Source organism: Corynebacterium sp. HMSC064E10 (assembly GCF_001812505.1).
In the GTDB taxonomy this organism is placed as follows: domain Bacteria; phylum Actinomycetota; class Actinomycetes; order Mycobacteriales; family Mycobacteriaceae; genus Corynebacterium; species Corynebacterium amycolatum.
The window spans coordinates 941,773-956,426 of the sequence record NZ_KV809173.1; the positions used below are offsets into that span (position 1 = coordinate 941,773).

The window sequence follows — 14,654 nt, forward strand, 5'->3', positions numbered from 1 at the left end:
CGCCCACCACCAGGGAACACAGACCAAGGGGCACTGATTCATTCGTGACCAACAAGGGAACGAAGCTCGAATTCCGCGAGCTGAACAAGCAATTCGGCGACGTCACCGCGCTCGCCGACATCAACCTGACCGTTGAACCCGGCGAAATCCTCGGCGTCATCGGTTATTCCGGCGCCGGTAAATCAACGCTCATCCGTATGATTAACGGCCTGGAAAAGCCAACATCAGGGCAGGTTTTGCTGGACGACACCGACATCGTCGGCATCTCCGAGCGCCAGCTACGGGGCCTGCGCCGCAATATCGGCATGATCTTCCAGCACTTCAACCTCTTCCATTCGCGCAACGCGATTCGCAACGTTGAATATCCGCTGGAACTGGCCGGTATGCCGAAGGCCAAGCGCCGCGCTCGCGCCCAGGAGCTGTTGGAGTTCGTCGGTCTCGGCGACAAGGCGGAGTCCTTCCCAGAGCAGCTCTCGGGTGGACAGAAGCAGCGTGTCGGCATCGCCCGTGCGCTCGCCACCGAACCGACGCTCCTGCTTGCCGACGAAGCCACCTCGGCACTCGACCCGGAAACTACTTCTGGTGTCCTGGATCTGCTGCGTCGCATCAATCGCGAAATGGGTGTCACTATCGTGCTGATTACCCATGACATGTCGGTTGTACGCGGTATCGCTGACCGCATGGCCATCATGGAAAATGGGCACATCGTCGAAACTGGTACGGTCCACGGGGTCTTTGCCAATCCCAAGACTGAGGTTGGCCGCCGCTTCGCCACCACCGCGCTGCGCGATGTTCCGATTGGTCGTGAACGCGATTCGGTGAATCAGTCTGCCGAGAGCGCAGCGGCTCGCCTGATCACCATCACTATCAATGACGGTGTTGACCTCGGTGCTCTAGCACAGGCCACTAGTGCCCACGGTGTCGCCGCCTCGGTGGCACACGGTGCAGTCGCCAATGTGCAAGCGAAGTCCTACGGTCGCCTTACTTTGCGGTTGACTCCGCTGACAGGTGATTCCGCCTCGGATTCCTCTGATTTCGATGCCGCCATTGCTGCCATTTCCGAACTGACACAGGTAGAGGAGCTTGCATCATGATCGGTCTCTTAAACTCTCTGCCATCGGTGAGTGGCAAGGACACAAACTGGGATAGCCTCGGCCCAATGCTGGGCGAGGCATTCGGCCAGACGCTCTACATGGTCTGTGTCGCCATGCTGATTGGTGGTGTCGCAGGTCTGGCAATCGGCGTGCTGCTCTACACCACCCGCGACGGTGGCGTGTTGCGCAACAAGTTTGTCTACCAGGTCCTCAATGTCCTGATTAACTTTGTCCGCCCAATCCCGTTCATCATCTTGGTTACGGCCATTGGCCCACTGACAAAGAACGTGGTCGGCACCACAATCGGCACTGAAGCCGCGGTGTTCGTCATGTCGATTGCCGCCACATTCGCCATCGCGCGACTGGTGGAGCAGAACTTGATGTCCATCGACCCCGGCGTGATTGAGGCCGCCCGTGCGATGGGAGCGAGCCCGTGGCGCATCATCCGCACGGTCGTCGTGCCAGAAGCCCTGGGCCCGCTGGTACTTGGCTACACCTTCGCATTCATCGCCGTGGTCGACATGTCGGCTATGGCCGGCTACATCGGCGGCGGCGGACTGGGCAACTTCGCAATCACCTACGGCTACCAGGCATTCGACTGGAACGTCACTCTGGTGACAACCCTGGTCATCATCTTCATCGTCCAGTTGGCGCAGATTTTCGGCAACTGGCTCTCCAAGAAGATTATGCGCAGGTAGCCGCACACATTAGCTAGCCACTAGCTAGCGGCGGGTTACTTCGACCGCAGCCCAGCCCTTCTTTGGCCCTGGAGCATCACCGCAGGAAGACACAACGCCTTCCGTGGTGATTTTCTCCAGGGCCACTTCATATTCCACGACCTTGTCGCGGTCGCTGGGGCCGTCGTAAAGCGCGACGACTGCAGTCGTACCGTCGACGTCAACGCGTGCGACGTCGTCTACGCCCCACGCATCTGCTTGACGACGCGCAGCCAACTCGGCTGCCTGCCCCTGCGGGGTGTAGATACCACGGCCGCGGCAGCCCCCTGCATGCACGATGCCCCGCTGAGCGTCTTCGATAACCCCCTTGGCGTCCACCGCACTCAGACGTCCAAAGCTGTAATTCCATGGCAGCAGTACGCTAGCCGGCGCAAAGCGGTGCCCCTTAGAGTGGGAAGTTTCCCACACGACCTCTGGGTAGAGGTTGTGCATCGCCGCAGCGAGCGGGCGACCTTTAATCGCACAGCAACGATCGCGCTTACCGTGCGTACAGATGAGAAACAGTGGATGGTCTAGACGAGTGGCCCCCTCGGTGGACTGTCCAAGCCGGATATCCAGAGTCATCAGGTCTTCAACATCGGCAACCATGCGATGTTCGAGGAAAACCTCAGAGCCATCCGCTGACTCGCAATGCGCGATATAGACGTTAACGCCATCACACGGCTGCTGGCCGATTCGGCCTGGTTTGCGAATTAGCTGCAACGCGCCACCGCGCTCAGATAACCAGGCTTCTACCTGACCGGTGATCTCTGCTCCCCATACCCCGCCGTCAAAAATATCGTGCGACCAACCGAGTTGGTGCTCCAACGCAATAAAGAGCTTTCCGGCTTTTGCAGTACCGGGAAGCGGCTCAGCCATCTGAGCGGAACAGGTGGTATCAAATTTGGCCTGGCTCATACGCCTAAGCGTAATTGAGTACCTCTGCGATTGGGTCTTAGGTCGCAGCGTTCACCCCTGTTTTATTACTATTGTGCAACACTTTGACAACAAATAACTTTGACCTCGACTTTTGCAGTTCAACTTGTTGAAATTCCGCAACCGCGCACATACCGTCGGACGTATGAATACGAAATCGCTGGATGCTTCGCGCACTCGTACCCGTATCGCGGCATCCCTGTGCCTCGCATTGGGTCTAGCTCTCGGTGCCTGCTCCTCTGACTCCTCCTCAGACTCGGCTGCTGCACTGTCTATGAAAACTGACTCAACCGCTGGCACCTCCGATTTGTCGAGCAGCTCTAGCAGCTCCACTAGCTCGTCTGCGGCGGCGCAGACCACCATGGATGACGATGCTGCTCCGGCGGGCGATTTCAATAGCTCCTCTGCAGAAGCTGCTCCTTCCGATGGCGCTTACTTGGGTATTCAAGATGTCCGCGTCGGTTCCCACGACGGTTATGACCGCATTGTCTTTGAACTCACCGGCGAGGGCACACCGGGATACTTCGTCCGTTACGAGGATGTCCCAACCCAGCAGGGCTCCGGCAAGCCGATTTCTGTCGACGGTACAGCCAAGCTGGTAATCGACTTGCGGGGCATGGGCTACCCCTTTGATTTCCAGATGGAGGACTTCCCCTCTGACTCGGTCAAGCCGACATCGACTTCCGTTATTAAGGAAGTCGTCGGTGCCGGAACCTTCGAGGGGCAGACTCAGTATGTCGTCGGGCTCAAGGGAGATAAGACCCCGTTCAAGGTTTTCTCGTTGAGCAATCCAAACCGCCTGGTTATTGACTTCCAATCGAAGTAATCGGTTTGCACACCGACGCACTCCTCCTCCACTGCGTCTCTACGCGTAAGCACCCTCGATTCTCCATGCGCCGGCATGCCCTATGAGCAACCAGGCGGCGATGGTACCGTCATTCGCTACCGCACGGATTTGTATTCTTGCCGCTCGGCGAGCCTCATCGGGTACCCACCAGCGCTCATCAATCGGCCAGGGCCCAGCCCACGATGACACGCGATACGTTGTTACTCCATGTCGCACCAGGGACGGTTCCGCCGTCATGGTCGCTCGCCCAGTTACGCCCACGGTGTGCCCATCGGCGTCGAGCACTTCCACCTCTGCATTCGCAGTCGCGGGAATAATTGCCGGATTGGGGGCAAGAACAGCTCCCGGCCATGGCTGATTAATTTCCGCGGTTTTTGTGTTTTTGGGGTTTTCTCCGAAAGCGACAAATCCCACTCTTTCGCCTGGGCCACGCCCGCCTTGCATGATTGGTTGCTGTACTGCCTCTGGCCCCAGTAACCCCTGCACACGCTCTGCAGCCCGGCGCGCTTTAGCTCGCGCATCATCACTACCGTGCCACAAATCCTGCTTTACAGTCCCGGCGGCGACCACATCCAGTGGCTCTAACTGCAGCTCTACGATTCCGCGGCTATCATCTCCGTCATTTTCCTCAGCGCAGCCAACAACTCCAGCACCAGTGTCGCTGTTCCCTCGTGGCTGCTGCCGATTCCTGTTATTCAGCCAGCCATCGAGCTGCCACCGAACTCTGTCAGCCGTAGTCTGTTCTGCCAGTGGCTCAGTGCAGCGCCATACTCTGCGCACCTCTGAGCCGTCACTAAACTGCGCCACCACCGCTAAGCGGTAGCACGAATACCCATGGTTAAAAAGCTGTTCATGCAGTTGCCCAGCTAGAAAACGCGCCACGAATGAGGCCTCGTCCACTCTCCGGAGTGGACTCTCCCAAGACTGGTAGCTCGCAGCCAATCCTGGTGGCAAAGATCGCGGCGCTACCAACCGCACTTCCCCACGACAGGCCAAATCATGCCATCTAGCCCCCTGCACCCCAAACCTGTTGGCTATATCCCGCTTCGGCAACGCAGCGACATCTCCCAATGTGCGCAGACCGAGTTCCTGCCACGACTTCGCAAGCTCTGCGGGCATCTCCAGTGCACTTTCCGCCCTAAGCTCCACCAGAGAGATTCCCTGCCGAAATCTTTTGCCTTCATCCTCCCCGGGAGCTACCAGCACTCCCCGGCGCGCTGCCAAAATAGCTGTCACAATATCGTCCGCGAGCCCCAAGCTGCAGTCCACACCCGGTACTGCAGCGGCATCAAGCAGCTTTTCCAAGGCCACATCCTGTCCGCCGTAATAACGCATTACCCCTCGCGCTGCCACAACCGCCAAGCCTGGCCGTAGAGCTTCGACACCAGCTGCCACCGCCTCCAACCGTTGCAGCACGGACTCGAATTCCGCAGCGTCGCGCACCGCACTTTCCTCGACAACCTCCAGTTCCGGGCACAACGCTTCCGCATGACGACGACTTTGCCCGCGCCGTACCCCTGCACGGCGTGCACTTGGAGAACAAGCAGCGACTCCGCTATCACCCACAATTGCAACTGGACTGAGCGGATTAGCCTGCGACGTCACAGATGCTAGATGCGCTGCCTGCACTGGCCAATCAGGAAGCCATAGCGCCACCACACGGTTCGATTCCGCCGCTGCCATTAGGACCTCCTCTGTGCGGGAAAGGCGACCACATTGTTCTGTTCCACCTGTTCCCCCACCCGCCAACGGCACTGCCTCCGCGGAAACCGCGTCCCCGACACACTGACGTGGTAATCCACTGCCCGAATCCGGCCATACCCAGTACCAATCCCGGAAACACCAGCAACAGAGCTGGAAATTTCCGACTCAGCGCCCGGCCACTGCTGCCCGACAAAAACCAGAGCACAACCACTCGTGCGCAGTCGTGCCTGCAGCGGACGTGCCTGCGACGGCGGCGGAGTGGGTGCCAACGAAGCCACCACCAAGTCAACGCCGTCCGCCAGCAGCCCAATTACTTCAAGTGGCTGCATTCCAGGATCTGGCACACAGACAATGTTCGATAGCTTCCCGCCCAACTCCACCACGGAGAGCAACCCCTGCTCGGAGAGCCCAACTAGCGCAACATGACCTGTCTTCGTAACTTCCGCGATTAGGCCTGCTAATACCGCACCGGGCTGTTCAATGACACTGACAGCCCCTTTTCGCACTGCTCCCGCCAACGTATTTTCCAACGCCACCGGCACCGGCAGCGCCTCACCGAGCCCAAAGGTTGCACCAGTTACAGTCCCACCAGACTGGGCTGCCATCGCCTGCCGCAATGCCGCAATAGTCTGCTCCCTAGACTGCCCCGCAGCAATATTGACCGCCGTTGTCACTTCTTGTTCCACCTCATTTCGTTGTCATCCCGCTGTCGACCCTCTGTCGACTCACTGCCATGCTCACCACGAACCCTGCTCGAATATTCTTTCCCAACAAGCGGATTAAACACTACCTTAAATAGCACGTACGTTCGATATTAATGTGCGAAGAAAAGCGCCGCACACCACCGCGCGACGCTCTAACCTCAGCCGAACACTACATTGCGTAATGCTTACGCCTTCACATCCAGGACTACATCGAATTCGAGCAAATCAGCCGACGACGACACCGGCTTGCGCTTTTCGCCCTCATGCGATGCCTTGAAGGCACGGCCCTCACGCCACCCCTGGTAGGCCTCCTCGCTCTCCCACTCAGTGAAGACGAAGTAGCGGCTCTCCCCTGCGGTTGGACGCAGCAGCTGGAAACCAATAAACCCCGGGACATCGGTCATTTTCGAAGAGTTAGCGGAAAAGCGACGTTCGAGCTCTTCTCCCGCACCCTCAGGAACGGTAATAGCGTTAATTTTTACAATGCTCATAGTCATAACACTAGCCACACGACTCTCAACAATCTATAGTTCCACCGCTACTAAACTTAAGAAGTATGACTGAATGCAGCCGATACCAACACTCTTCAGGGTCTTACCCAGACGCGACTCAACGCACGACAAAATTTATCAATAATCCCGTGCGGCTGGGGACGGTGATTGGCGTCATCACCGCAGTGATTACACTGCTCGCGCTGCTTAACGCACATATCATCGGCTCCATTGGCTGGTGGATCATGATAGCGCTTTTACTGGCTCTCATCGGCGCCACTCTTTTCGTGCGCCAGGCAAAAACACCCACCAAAGAAACTCGGCCGTCCTATTTCGCCGAGCCGATGCGTGAGTCACCAAACGACATCTCTTGGACCTCCAGCGTAAGCGTGCTGCTGATTTTCCCCGGCGCATGGATTATTGCGGCTGTCGCCGAACGAATCTCCTCTACACCGATCGCCTGCATAGTGACCCTAGTTCTGTCCGCCATCACCGCTACCTGCGCAATCCTGCCGCGGCAATTCGGCTTCCTCCCGATGGCCGCACAACTTCCCGACGACTTCTCCCAACGCTGCCCTTATCCCGCCGACTCACCAGAGGCCCGCATCCTCGCGGTCCTCTTCACCGCACGTCTGCGCGACAACTACGTCTTCTTCACCGACCAGCTGCCTTACTTCGCCATGCTTGACGACGATGCCGTGAGCGCAGCCCTCCACACGCTCGTGGCCGATAAGCGCATCACCATCACCAGGAACAATTCTGCCCTGACGGAAAAGGACCGTGCCCGCGAGTTTGCACAACTCACAGACACGGCCCTTGCCAACTAGTGGCTTACTCCCACTCAATGGTTCCCGGCGGCTTGGAAGTCACATCCAGGACCACTCGGTTGACCTCTGGCACCTCGTTGGTAATACGGGTGGAAATCTTCTCCAAAGTGTCGTACGGAACGCGAGTCCAGTCAGCGGTCATCGCATCCTCAGAGGAAACCGGGCGCAGCACAATTGGGTGGCCATAAGTACGACCATCGCCCTGAACACCGACCGAGCGAACGTCGGCAAGCAGGACGACCGGGCACTGCCAGACAACCTCATCCATACCTGCGGCCGTCATTTCCTCGCGCGCAATGGCGTCGGCACGGCGGAGGGTATCCAGGCGCTCCTCATCGACAGCGCCGATGATGCGGATACCGAGCCCCGGACCCGGGAACGGCTGACGAGCAACGATTTCTTCCGGCAGCCCCAGCTCACGGCCGACCGCACGGACCTCGTCCTTGAACAGCAGGCGCAGCGGCTCAACGAGGGTGAACTCAACGTCATCCGGCAGACCACCGACGTTGTGGTGGCTCTTGATGTTGGCAGTACCAGAACCGCCGCCGGACTCCACCACATCCGGGTACAGGGTGCCCTGAACCAGGAAGTCCACGGTCTCGCCCTCCGGAGCGCCCTCCAGTGCCTGAGCGACAGCGCGCTCGAAGGATCGGATGAACTCACGGCCGATAGTCTTACGCTTGGTCTCCGGATCGGTGATACCAGCCAAAGCATCCAGGAAGACTTTGGAGTCGTCGACGGTGATCAGCTTCGCGCCAGTTGCAGCAACGAAATCCTTCTCAACCTGCTCGCGCTCGCCCTGACGCAGCAGCCCATGATCGACGAAGACACAGGTCAGACGGTCACCAATAGCGCGCTGCACCAGCGCGGCGGCAACTGCGGAGTCAACGCCGCCAGACAGACCGCAAATTGCGCGACCGGTCTCACCGACCTGATTACGGACCTGCTCAATCAGCTCTTCCGCGATATTAGCGGCAGTCCAGTCCGGCTCCAGGCCAGCAATCTCGTACAGGAACTTCTCCAGAACCTGCTGACCATACGGCGAGTGGTTGACCTCCGGGTGGTACTGCACACCGGCCATGCGCTTTTCCAAGCACTCGAAAGCGGCTACCGGAGCACCCTTGGTGGACGCCGTAACGGTGAAGCCCTCCGGTGCCTCAGACACCGCGTCACCGTGGCTCATCCACACCTCGTGCGTCTCCGGCACACCAGCGTGAGCGACACCGCCACCGTCGACGACGTTTAGCTGCGTGCGGCCGTACTCACGGTCACCGGTAGCAGCGATCGTGCCGCCGAGCACCTCAGTCATCACCTGGAAACCGTAGCAAATACCAAACACCGGAATGCCCAGCTCAAGCCACTCTGGGTTGAGCTTCGGGGCACCTTCGGCGTAGGCACTGGACGGGCCGCCGGACAGCACCAGCGCGGCCGGGTTCTTGGCCTTGATTTCTTCGGTCGTCGCATCATGCGAGACCACTTCGGAATAAATTTTTGCCTCGCGCACACGTCGCGCGATGAGCTGTGCATACTGCGCACCGAAGTCCACGACGAGGACGGGCTTAGTCACCTGTTCAGACACGCCCTAAAGCTTATCAAGACTTACGGACTGCAGGCATACCCAGGTTCAGTGCAGCCGGAGCATCTTCCGGCACAGCCGGGTTCACCGGAGCAATCGGCTCCAGTCGCACGTAGGACTCACCCTGCGCCGGACGCTGATCTTCCTCACCCTTATTCGGCCACAGCGACGTTGCACGCTCCGCATTCGCGGAAATCGACAGTGACGGGTTCACCCCCGGGTTGGCTGCCATCGCCGAGCCGTCGTGAATCGAGAGCGTCGGGTAGCCCCACACGCGCAGGTACGGGTCGACTACGCCGTTTTCGGGCGAATCCGAAATCGTCGCGCCACCAATGAAGTGAGCTGTCAAAGGAATATTTGCCAACTCACCGATAGTGCCACCAGCCAGCACACGACCATTCCGACCACGTGCATTGAGCTTGTCCGCCGCACGTTGCGTAGCTTCGTTGCCCGACGGAATCCACGTCGGGTTCGGCTCCCCCTCGCCCTGCTTACTCATCAGGAAACGCACCGGCCCGATCTTTTGCAGGTACGTCGTAATCGAGTTGTCGCGATTCTGCATCACCAAAGAAATCACGGTGCGCTGCGACCACTTACGCAGGTTCAGGAGTTGTGTCAGGTAGTTCGGGTGCTTTACGACGATCCCCACAGCCTGTAGCCAACGCGGAGTTGCACGACCCCCTTCGGTCATAATCATCTGCAGCATTGCAATGGCATTAGACCCCTTGCCGTAGCGCACTGGCTCGATATGGGTGTCCTCGTCCGGGAAGAATGACGAAGTGATAGCTACACCGTTAGAGAAGTCATTTTCCGGGTCCACCTTCGTACCCATCGCGCCCAAGATAGCCTCGGAGTTGGTGCGGGTCAGCTTGCCCAAAGACTTCGGCAGCAGCGGCAAGTACCCATCGGCCTGCTGCCGGTGCAGCAAATTCTGGGTTCCCCAGGCACCGGCGGCGAGAATAACGCGCTTAGCTCTAAACTGCTGCTTGCCCTTAGCTACCCAACGGCCACTGCGCTCAGTGTCAATAACCCAGGAGCCATCAGCCTGAGGATGCAGGCCAGTAACGGTAGTGCGGTCAAAGACCTGCGCACCGAACTTCTCCGCCAAGTAAAGGTAGTTCTTAACCAGGGTGTTCTTTGCATTGTGGCGGCAACCAGTCATGCACTCACCACATTCCGTACAAGCAGTGCGGTCCGGTCCAACGCCACCAAAGTAGGGATCGGAAACTGTTTGCCCTGGCACACCCTGACCACCAGTCTTGGCACCGAAGAACACGCCCACCGGGGTTGAGCGGAAAGTATGGCCCACCCCCATATCTTCGGCTACCTCACGCATGACAACGTCGGCAGGCGTGTCGGATGGGTTGGTGACCACCCCGAGCATGCGAGATGCATTGTCATAGTGCGGAGTGAGTTCTGACTCCCAGTCGGTAATGTGCCCCCACTGACGGTGCTGGAAGTACTCGGTACCCGGCTTATACAGAGTGTTTGCGTAGTTAAGGGAACCACCGCCGACTCCAGCACCAGCGAGAATCATGACATCTTTCAACATGTGCACGCGCTGGACGCCAAAGAGCCCCAGCTTGGGAGCCCACAGGTACTTATGAAGCCGCCAGCTGGTCTTGGCAAAGTCTTTATCTTCGAACCGTCGACCGGCTTCGAGAACTGCCACTCGGTAGCCTTTTTCGGTCAACCGCAAAGCAGAAACAGAGCCACCGAAACCGGAACCGACGATTACAACATCGAAATCACGTTGTTTACTCATGGGAAAAGCCACCTTCTCTAAGGGCGTAACACTAATGCGCGGAACTCATGTTCCTAACCCTAAGCGGAGGTGGCTTTTCAGTAAGGTAGTTTTGCGAAAAAACTATCCGATTACTTTAATTACAAACCCTTTGGACGTACCGACAGCTCAACGCGGTGGAAGGACTTCAGGTTGGTAAAGCCGCACTTGGCCATTGCGCGACGCAGGCCACCGGCGAGATTGCGGTCACCGAACGGCGAGGCGGACGGGCCAAACAGAGCCTCTTCCAGGCTGACCAATTCCTTCTCATCGTCGACAACCGGCCACACCGCACCTCGCGGGTACTTCGGGTGTGCCGCAACAGACGGCCAGACATAGCCCTGCCCCGGGGCTTCGTTGACGGTTGCCAGCGCACTGGACAGCGCCACAGCATCCGCACCGCAGGCGATTGCCTTGGCAATATCACCGACGGTATCAATGCCGCCGTCGGCAATGATGTGGACGTAGCGGCCCTCGGTCTCATCGAGGTAGTCCTTACGAGCAGCTGCAGCATCCGCAATAGCGGTAGCCATTGGCACATCGATGCCGAGCGCATCCGGGGACGTCGTAAAGCCTGTACCGACGATTACACCAGCGGCGCCTGAGCGCATCAGATGCAGCGCAGTCTGATAGTCGACAACGCCACCGGCAATAACCGGAACGTCCAGGCTGCCGATGAAGTCCTTGAGGTTCAGCGGCTCACCCTGAGCAGTGACGTGCTCTGCGGAAATCAGCGTGCCCTGGATAACCAACAAGTCAATGCCAGCTTTAATAGCCAGCGGCGCCAACTCACGGACGTGCTGCGGGGAGACACGAACTGCAGTGATCGCACCGGTTGCGCGGATTTCCTTGATGCGCTCAACCAACAGCTCCGTATCAATCGGAGCAGAGTGCAGTTCCTGCAGCTTGCGGTTCACTGCCTCGGATTCGCGCTTGGTGGCGGCATTCTTTGCCAACTTCACCAGCTCGGCAATCTTGTCCTGCGCATCGGCATGACGGGCCCAGATACCCTCGGCGTTGAGAACCGCCAAGCCGCCCAGGCGAGCAAACTCAGCGACGGATTCCGGGCTGGCGATGGCATCTGTCGGATGCATCATCATCGGGAGTTCGAAATCGTAGGCGTCAATTCGCCAGGAGGTATCGACGTCCTTGGACGACCGAGTACGACGAGTGGGAACGAGTGCAATATCGTCCAACTCGTAGGTCCGGCGTGCCTCGCGGCCAATACCGATTTCAACGATGTCGCGCATGAGCTTTCCTCACATGCCCTTTCCGTGGAATTTAACTCGACTAAGCCAGTTTAGCGCTGGTAGTAGTTCGGCGCTTCGACAGTCATCTGGATATCGTGCGGGTGCGACTCGCGCAGGCCTGCAGCGGTGATCTGGACAAACTGTGCGTCGTGCAGCTGCTCGACGGTAGCGGAACCGGTGTAGCCCATAGCTGCGCGCAGACCACCGACCAGCTGGTGAACGATGGAGTCGATGCTGCCGCGGAACGGAACACGGCCCTCGATACCTTCCGGAACCAGCTTCTCTTCGCTCTTGACGTCAGCCTGGAAGTAGCGATCCTTGGAGTAGGAGCGCTTCTCGCCGGTCAGGCCGCGGCCCTGCATGGCGCCCAGCGAGCCCATGCCGCGGTACATCTTGTACTGCTTGCCGTTAACGAAGGTAACCTCACCCGGAGCCTCAGCGGTACCGGCCAGCATCGAACCGAGCATGACGGAGGATGCACCGGCCGCCAGAGCCTTGGCGATGTCGCCGGAGAACTGCATACCGCCATCGGCGATAATCGGAACGCCAGCCTTCTTAGCTGCGACAGAGGCTTCCATGATGGCGGTGATCTGCGGGGCACCTACACCTGCGACAACGCGAGTGGTGCAAATCGAGCCCGGGCCGATACCGACCTTGATGGCATCTGCACCCGCGTCAATCATGGCCTGTGCAGCACCACGGGTAGCTAGGTTGCCGCCGATAATCTGGATGTTCTCGCCGAATTCCTTCTTAACGCGGGAGACCATCTCAAGTACACCTGAGTTGTGGGCGTGAGCGGTATCAACAACGAGCACGTCTACGCCTGCGTCAGCCAATGCGTGTGCGCGCTTCCAGGAGTCCTCGCCGGTACCGATGCCAGCACCGACCAGCAGACGGCCGGAACCATCCTTGGAAGCATTCGGGTACTGATCCTTCTTGACGAAGTCCTTGACGGTAATCAGACCAGTCAGACGGCCTTCGCCATCGACGATCGGCAGCTTCTCCACCTTGTGAGCGCGCAGCAGGTTCAGCGCCGCATCGCCAGACACACCCTGCTCAGCCACGACGAGCGGCATCGGTGTCATGATTTCGGAAACCTTGCGGTTCAGGTCTGCCTCAAAACGCATGTCGCGGTTGGTGCAGATACCGACCAGCTTGCCGTCCTCGTCGACGACCGGCAGGCCCGAGATGCGGTAACGAGCGCACTTGGCATCTACTTCGGCGATGGTGTCATCCGGGGAACAGGTCACCGGGTCGGACACCATGCCAGCCTCAGAGCGCTTTACAATCTCGACCTGCTGAGCCTGCTCCTCGATGGACAGGTTGCGGTGCAGGATACCCATACCGCCCTGGCGGGCCATGGCAACAGCCATGCGAGCCTCGGTGACGGTGTCCATAGCAGCGGACACAATCGGAATGTTCAGACGCAGCTCACGAGTGAGCTGCGTCGAAGTATCAACGCCGGAGGGGATAACGTCCGAAGCGTCCGGCAGAAGCAGGACGTCATCGAATGTAAGGCCGACTAGTGGAATCTTGTTGGGATTGTCTCCGCCGAGGCTAATTCCCGTGGGGTTGGTCATGGACTCCTCCTGCTCCACCCTTGCCGACATCCGGCCAGGGGCGCTATCGCTTCGTGGTTGCCAAACGTTATATACAGGGTAGTCCTTAAGTGATAGAACGCGACAATTAGACGGAGCGACAGGCGCCCGACAAGGGTTAGCCAAAAGCTAGCTGAGGGTTATACCAAGGTGAACTAAACCCCAACTAAGTAGATTGCCAATCGTCAGGATTGCCGTACAGAGCTGTTACGGTAGTGATTGTGAACCATAACTTTTTCTCATCCATGCCGCGGGATCCGTTCGAGGGAGATCCCAATGACCCGGCAAGCTTTCTCGAGCCGGATGAGCCGTTTGCTCCGCTGACAGACCAGGAACGTCGAGAGGTTCTTGAAGATCTGGCCGCAGTTCGCCTATTCCGCACCGCTTTGAGCCCAGAGGGATTACTGGGTGTCTGCATGTTGTGTGAGGACTGCGGTGACGAGCACTTTTACAACTGGGAAGTTTTGGAAAACCACTACCTGATGCTCCTGTCTGGACAGGCGTCCCCGGTTCACGAGCCACAATTCGATCCAGACCCCTCCCGTTACGCTCCATGGGACTACTGCGCAGGCTTTGTCGACGGTCTGCGTTCTCGCCGACCTGGCCGTTTCTAAAAATTTGGTAAGAGTTTCACGGAATTGTTTGCGTAGTATCCCGGCTGGCCTCCTTAGGTTTACCAACCGTTCATTGTTGGCCTCCACACTTGAGCTCACTGCTTCAAGAAAGCTCAATGAAGGAGACATCAATTCCGATGACGTACATCGACCACTTGCCCGGGCCCAATGCGGATTTGTGGGATTGGCAGCTGCACGGCTCTTGCCGCGGGCAGGACTCCGCGACCTTCTTCCACCCGGAAGGCGAGCGCGGACGCGCACGCAGCCTACGCGAAGCCCGTGCGAAGGCTATCTGCCGTTCTTGCCCCGTTCTTATGCAGTGCCGTAGTCACGCACTCAAGGTTGGTGAGCCATACGGCGTCTGGGGTGGTCTCAGCGAATCTGAACGAAATGAAATCCTTCGAGCTAAGCCGGCCTCACGTGAACGCGAACTTGAACGCGTTCTAGTCACTGCCATGTAGTCCCTCCCCTTCTCTCGGACTCCAGCCAGTTCCAGTTCACATAAAACCAAAAT

At 58.5% G+C, this 14,654-nt stretch carries 14 protein-coding genes; 6 read left to right on the plus strand and 8 right to left on the minus strand.

What is annotated here, in order from left to right; genetic code table 11:
- Positions 1-44: 44 nt before the first annotated feature.
- Both HMPREF2860_RS05950 and HMPREF2860_RS05955 read left to right on the plus strand, forming a co-directional pair.
- Positions 45-1,094, plus strand: a complete 1,050-nt coding sequence (locus HMPREF2860_RS05950) for a methionine ABC transporter ATP-binding protein (RefSeq protein ID WP_038627760.1) — start codon at positions 45-47, stop codon at positions 1,092-1,094.
- Positions 1,095-1,159: 65 nt separating this feature from the next.
- Positions 1,160-1,792 carry a methionine ABC transporter permease gene (locus HMPREF2860_RS05955; RefSeq protein WP_224433327.1) on the plus strand — a complete coding sequence of 211 codons (633 nt, stop codon included), beginning with the start codon at positions 1,160-1,162 and terminating at the stop codon, positions 1,790-1,792.
- A gap of 24 nt (positions 1,793-1,816) precedes the next feature.
- Here HMPREF2860_RS05955 and HMPREF2860_RS05960 read toward each other — a convergent pair whose 3' ends face one another.
- The gene (locus HMPREF2860_RS05960; RefSeq protein WP_052155580.1) at positions 1,817-2,728 is read right to left on the minus strand and encodes a sucrase ferredoxin; all 912 of its coding nucleotides are present in this window, start codon (positions 2,726-2,728) and stop codon (positions 1,817-1,819) included.
- Positions 2,729-2,891: 163 nt separating this feature from the next.
- Between HMPREF2860_RS05960 and HMPREF2860_RS05965 the strand changes: the two genes are divergently transcribed.
- A complete protein-coding gene (locus HMPREF2860_RS05965) occupies positions 2,892-3,572 on the plus strand; it encodes an AMIN-like domain-containing (lipo)protein (protein ID WP_038627758.1) in 681 nt (226 codons plus the stop codon).
- A gap of 39 nt (positions 3,573-3,611) precedes the next feature.
- Here the strand turns inward: HMPREF2860_RS05965 and HMPREF2860_RS05970 are convergent, their stop codons facing one another.
- The 3 genes from HMPREF2860_RS05970 to HMPREF2860_RS05980 all read right to left on the minus strand — a co-directional run bounded on the left by HMPREF2860_RS05970 (position 3,612) and on the right by HMPREF2860_RS05980 (position 6,492).
- Positions 3,612-5,276: a Y-family DNA polymerase gene (locus tag HMPREF2860_RS05970; RefSeq protein WP_038627756.1), complete on the minus strand. Its 1,665-nt coding sequence runs from the start codon at positions 5,274-5,276 to the stop codon at positions 3,612-3,614.
- The gene (locus HMPREF2860_RS05975; RefSeq protein WP_038629380.1) at positions 5,276-5,971 is read right to left on the minus strand and encodes a hypothetical protein; all 696 of its coding nucleotides are present in this window, start codon (positions 5,969-5,971) and stop codon (positions 5,276-5,278) included. Before HMPREF2860_RS05975 ends, HMPREF2860_RS05970 begins: the two co-directional genes overlap by 1 nt.
- Positions 5,972-6,186: 215 nt before the next feature.
- The gene (locus HMPREF2860_RS05980; RefSeq protein WP_038629377.1) at positions 6,187-6,492 is read right to left on the minus strand and encodes an antibiotic biosynthesis monooxygenase family protein; all 306 of its coding nucleotides are present in this window, start codon (positions 6,490-6,492) and stop codon (positions 6,187-6,189) included.
- Between the two features lie 149 nt (positions 6,493-6,641).
- On the opposite strand from HMPREF2860_RS05980, the gene HMPREF2860_RS05985 reads away from it, so the two are divergent.
- Positions 6,642-7,319, plus strand: coding sequence for a hypothetical protein (locus HMPREF2860_RS05985; protein ID WP_038627755.1), 678 nt, complete (start codon positions 6,642-6,644; stop codon positions 7,317-7,319).
- Positions 7,320-7,323: 4 nt separating this feature from the next.
- Here the strand turns inward: HMPREF2860_RS05985 and guaA are convergent, their stop codons facing one another.
- The 4 genes from guaA to guaB all read right to left on the minus strand — a co-directional run bounded on the left by guaA (position 7,324) and on the right by guaB (position 13,508).
- Entirely contained in the window at positions 7,324-8,898 is a 1,575-nt protein-coding gene (guaA, locus tag HMPREF2860_RS05990) for a glutamine-hydrolyzing GMP synthase (protein ID WP_038627753.1), read from the minus strand.
- 13 nt (positions 8,899-8,911) lie between these two features.
- On the minus strand, positions 8,912-10,660 hold the full coding sequence (locus HMPREF2860_RS05995; RefSeq protein ID WP_038627751.1) for an FAD-dependent oxidoreductase: 1,749 nt from the start codon (positions 10,658-10,660) through the stop codon (positions 8,912-8,914).
- 119 nt (positions 10,661-10,779) lie between these two features.
- Positions 10,780-11,928, minus strand: coding sequence for a GuaB3 family IMP dehydrogenase-related protein (locus tag HMPREF2860_RS06000; protein WP_038627749.1), 1,149 nt, complete (start codon positions 11,926-11,928; stop codon positions 10,780-10,782).
- Between the two features lie 50 nt (positions 11,929-11,978).
- Positions 11,979-13,508 carry an IMP dehydrogenase gene (guaB, locus tag HMPREF2860_RS06005; RefSeq protein ID WP_038629376.1) on the minus strand — a complete coding sequence of 510 codons (1,530 nt, stop codon included), beginning with the start codon at positions 13,506-13,508 and terminating at the stop codon, positions 11,979-11,981.
- Between the two features lie 263 nt (positions 13,509-13,771).
- Here guaB and HMPREF2860_RS06010 point away from each other — a divergent pair, with 263 nt between their 5' ends.
- Both HMPREF2860_RS06010 and HMPREF2860_RS06015 read left to right on the plus strand, forming a co-directional pair.
- On the plus strand, positions 13,772-14,140 hold the full coding sequence (locus tag HMPREF2860_RS06010; protein WP_038629374.1) for a DUF5319 domain-containing protein: 369 nt from the start codon (positions 13,772-13,774) through the stop codon (positions 14,138-14,140).
- Positions 14,141-14,277: 137 nt separating this feature from the next.
- Positions 14,278-14,601, plus strand: a complete 324-nt coding sequence (locus HMPREF2860_RS06015; RefSeq protein ID WP_083309519.1) for a WhiB family transcriptional regulator — start codon at positions 14,278-14,280, stop codon at positions 14,599-14,601.
- Positions 14,602-14,654 lie beyond the last annotated feature (53 nt).

What these genes read in the sequence shown, in the direction of transcription:
- HMPREF2860_RS05955 (WP_224433327.1), top strand. Translation starts at nt 1,160, where the DNA reads ATGCTGGGCGAGGCATTCGGCCAGACGCTCTACATGGTCTGTGTCGCC.
- HMPREF2860_RS05960 (WP_052155580.1), bottom strand. Translation starts at nt 2,728, where the DNA reads ATGAGCCAGGCCAAATTTGATACCACCTGTTCCGCTCAGATGGCTGAG.
- HMPREF2860_RS05965 (WP_038627758.1), top strand. Translation starts at nt 2,892, where the DNA reads ATGAATACGAAATCGCTGGATGCTTCGCGCACTCGTACCCGTATCGCG.
- HMPREF2860_RS05970 (WP_038627756.1), bottom strand. Translation starts at nt 5,276, where the DNA reads ATGGCAGCGGCGGAATCGAACCGTGTGGTGGCGCTATGGCTTCCTGAT.
- HMPREF2860_RS05980 (WP_038629377.1), bottom strand. Translation starts at nt 6,492, where the DNA reads ATGAGCATTGTAAAAATTAACGCTATTACCGTTCCTGAGGGTGCGGGA.
- HMPREF2860_RS05995 (WP_038627751.1), bottom strand. Translation starts at nt 10,660, where the DNA reads ATGAGTAAACAACGTGATTTCGATGTTGTAATCGTCGGTTCCGGTTTC.
- HMPREF2860_RS06000 (WP_038627749.1), bottom strand. Translation starts at nt 11,928, where the DNA reads ATGCGCGACATCGTTGAAATCGGTATTGGCCGCGAGGCACGCCGGACC.
- guaB (WP_038629376.1), bottom strand. Translation starts at nt 13,508, where the DNA reads ATGACCAACCCCACGGGAATTAGCCTCGGCGGAGACAATCCCAACAAG.
- HMPREF2860_RS06010 (WP_038629374.1), top strand. Translation starts at nt 13,772, where the DNA reads ATGCCGCGGGATCCGTTCGAGGGAGATCCCAATGACCCGGCAAGCTTT.
- HMPREF2860_RS06015 (WP_083309519.1), top strand. Translation starts at nt 14,278, where the DNA reads ATGACGTACATCGACCACTTGCCCGGGCCCAATGCGGATTTGTGGGAT.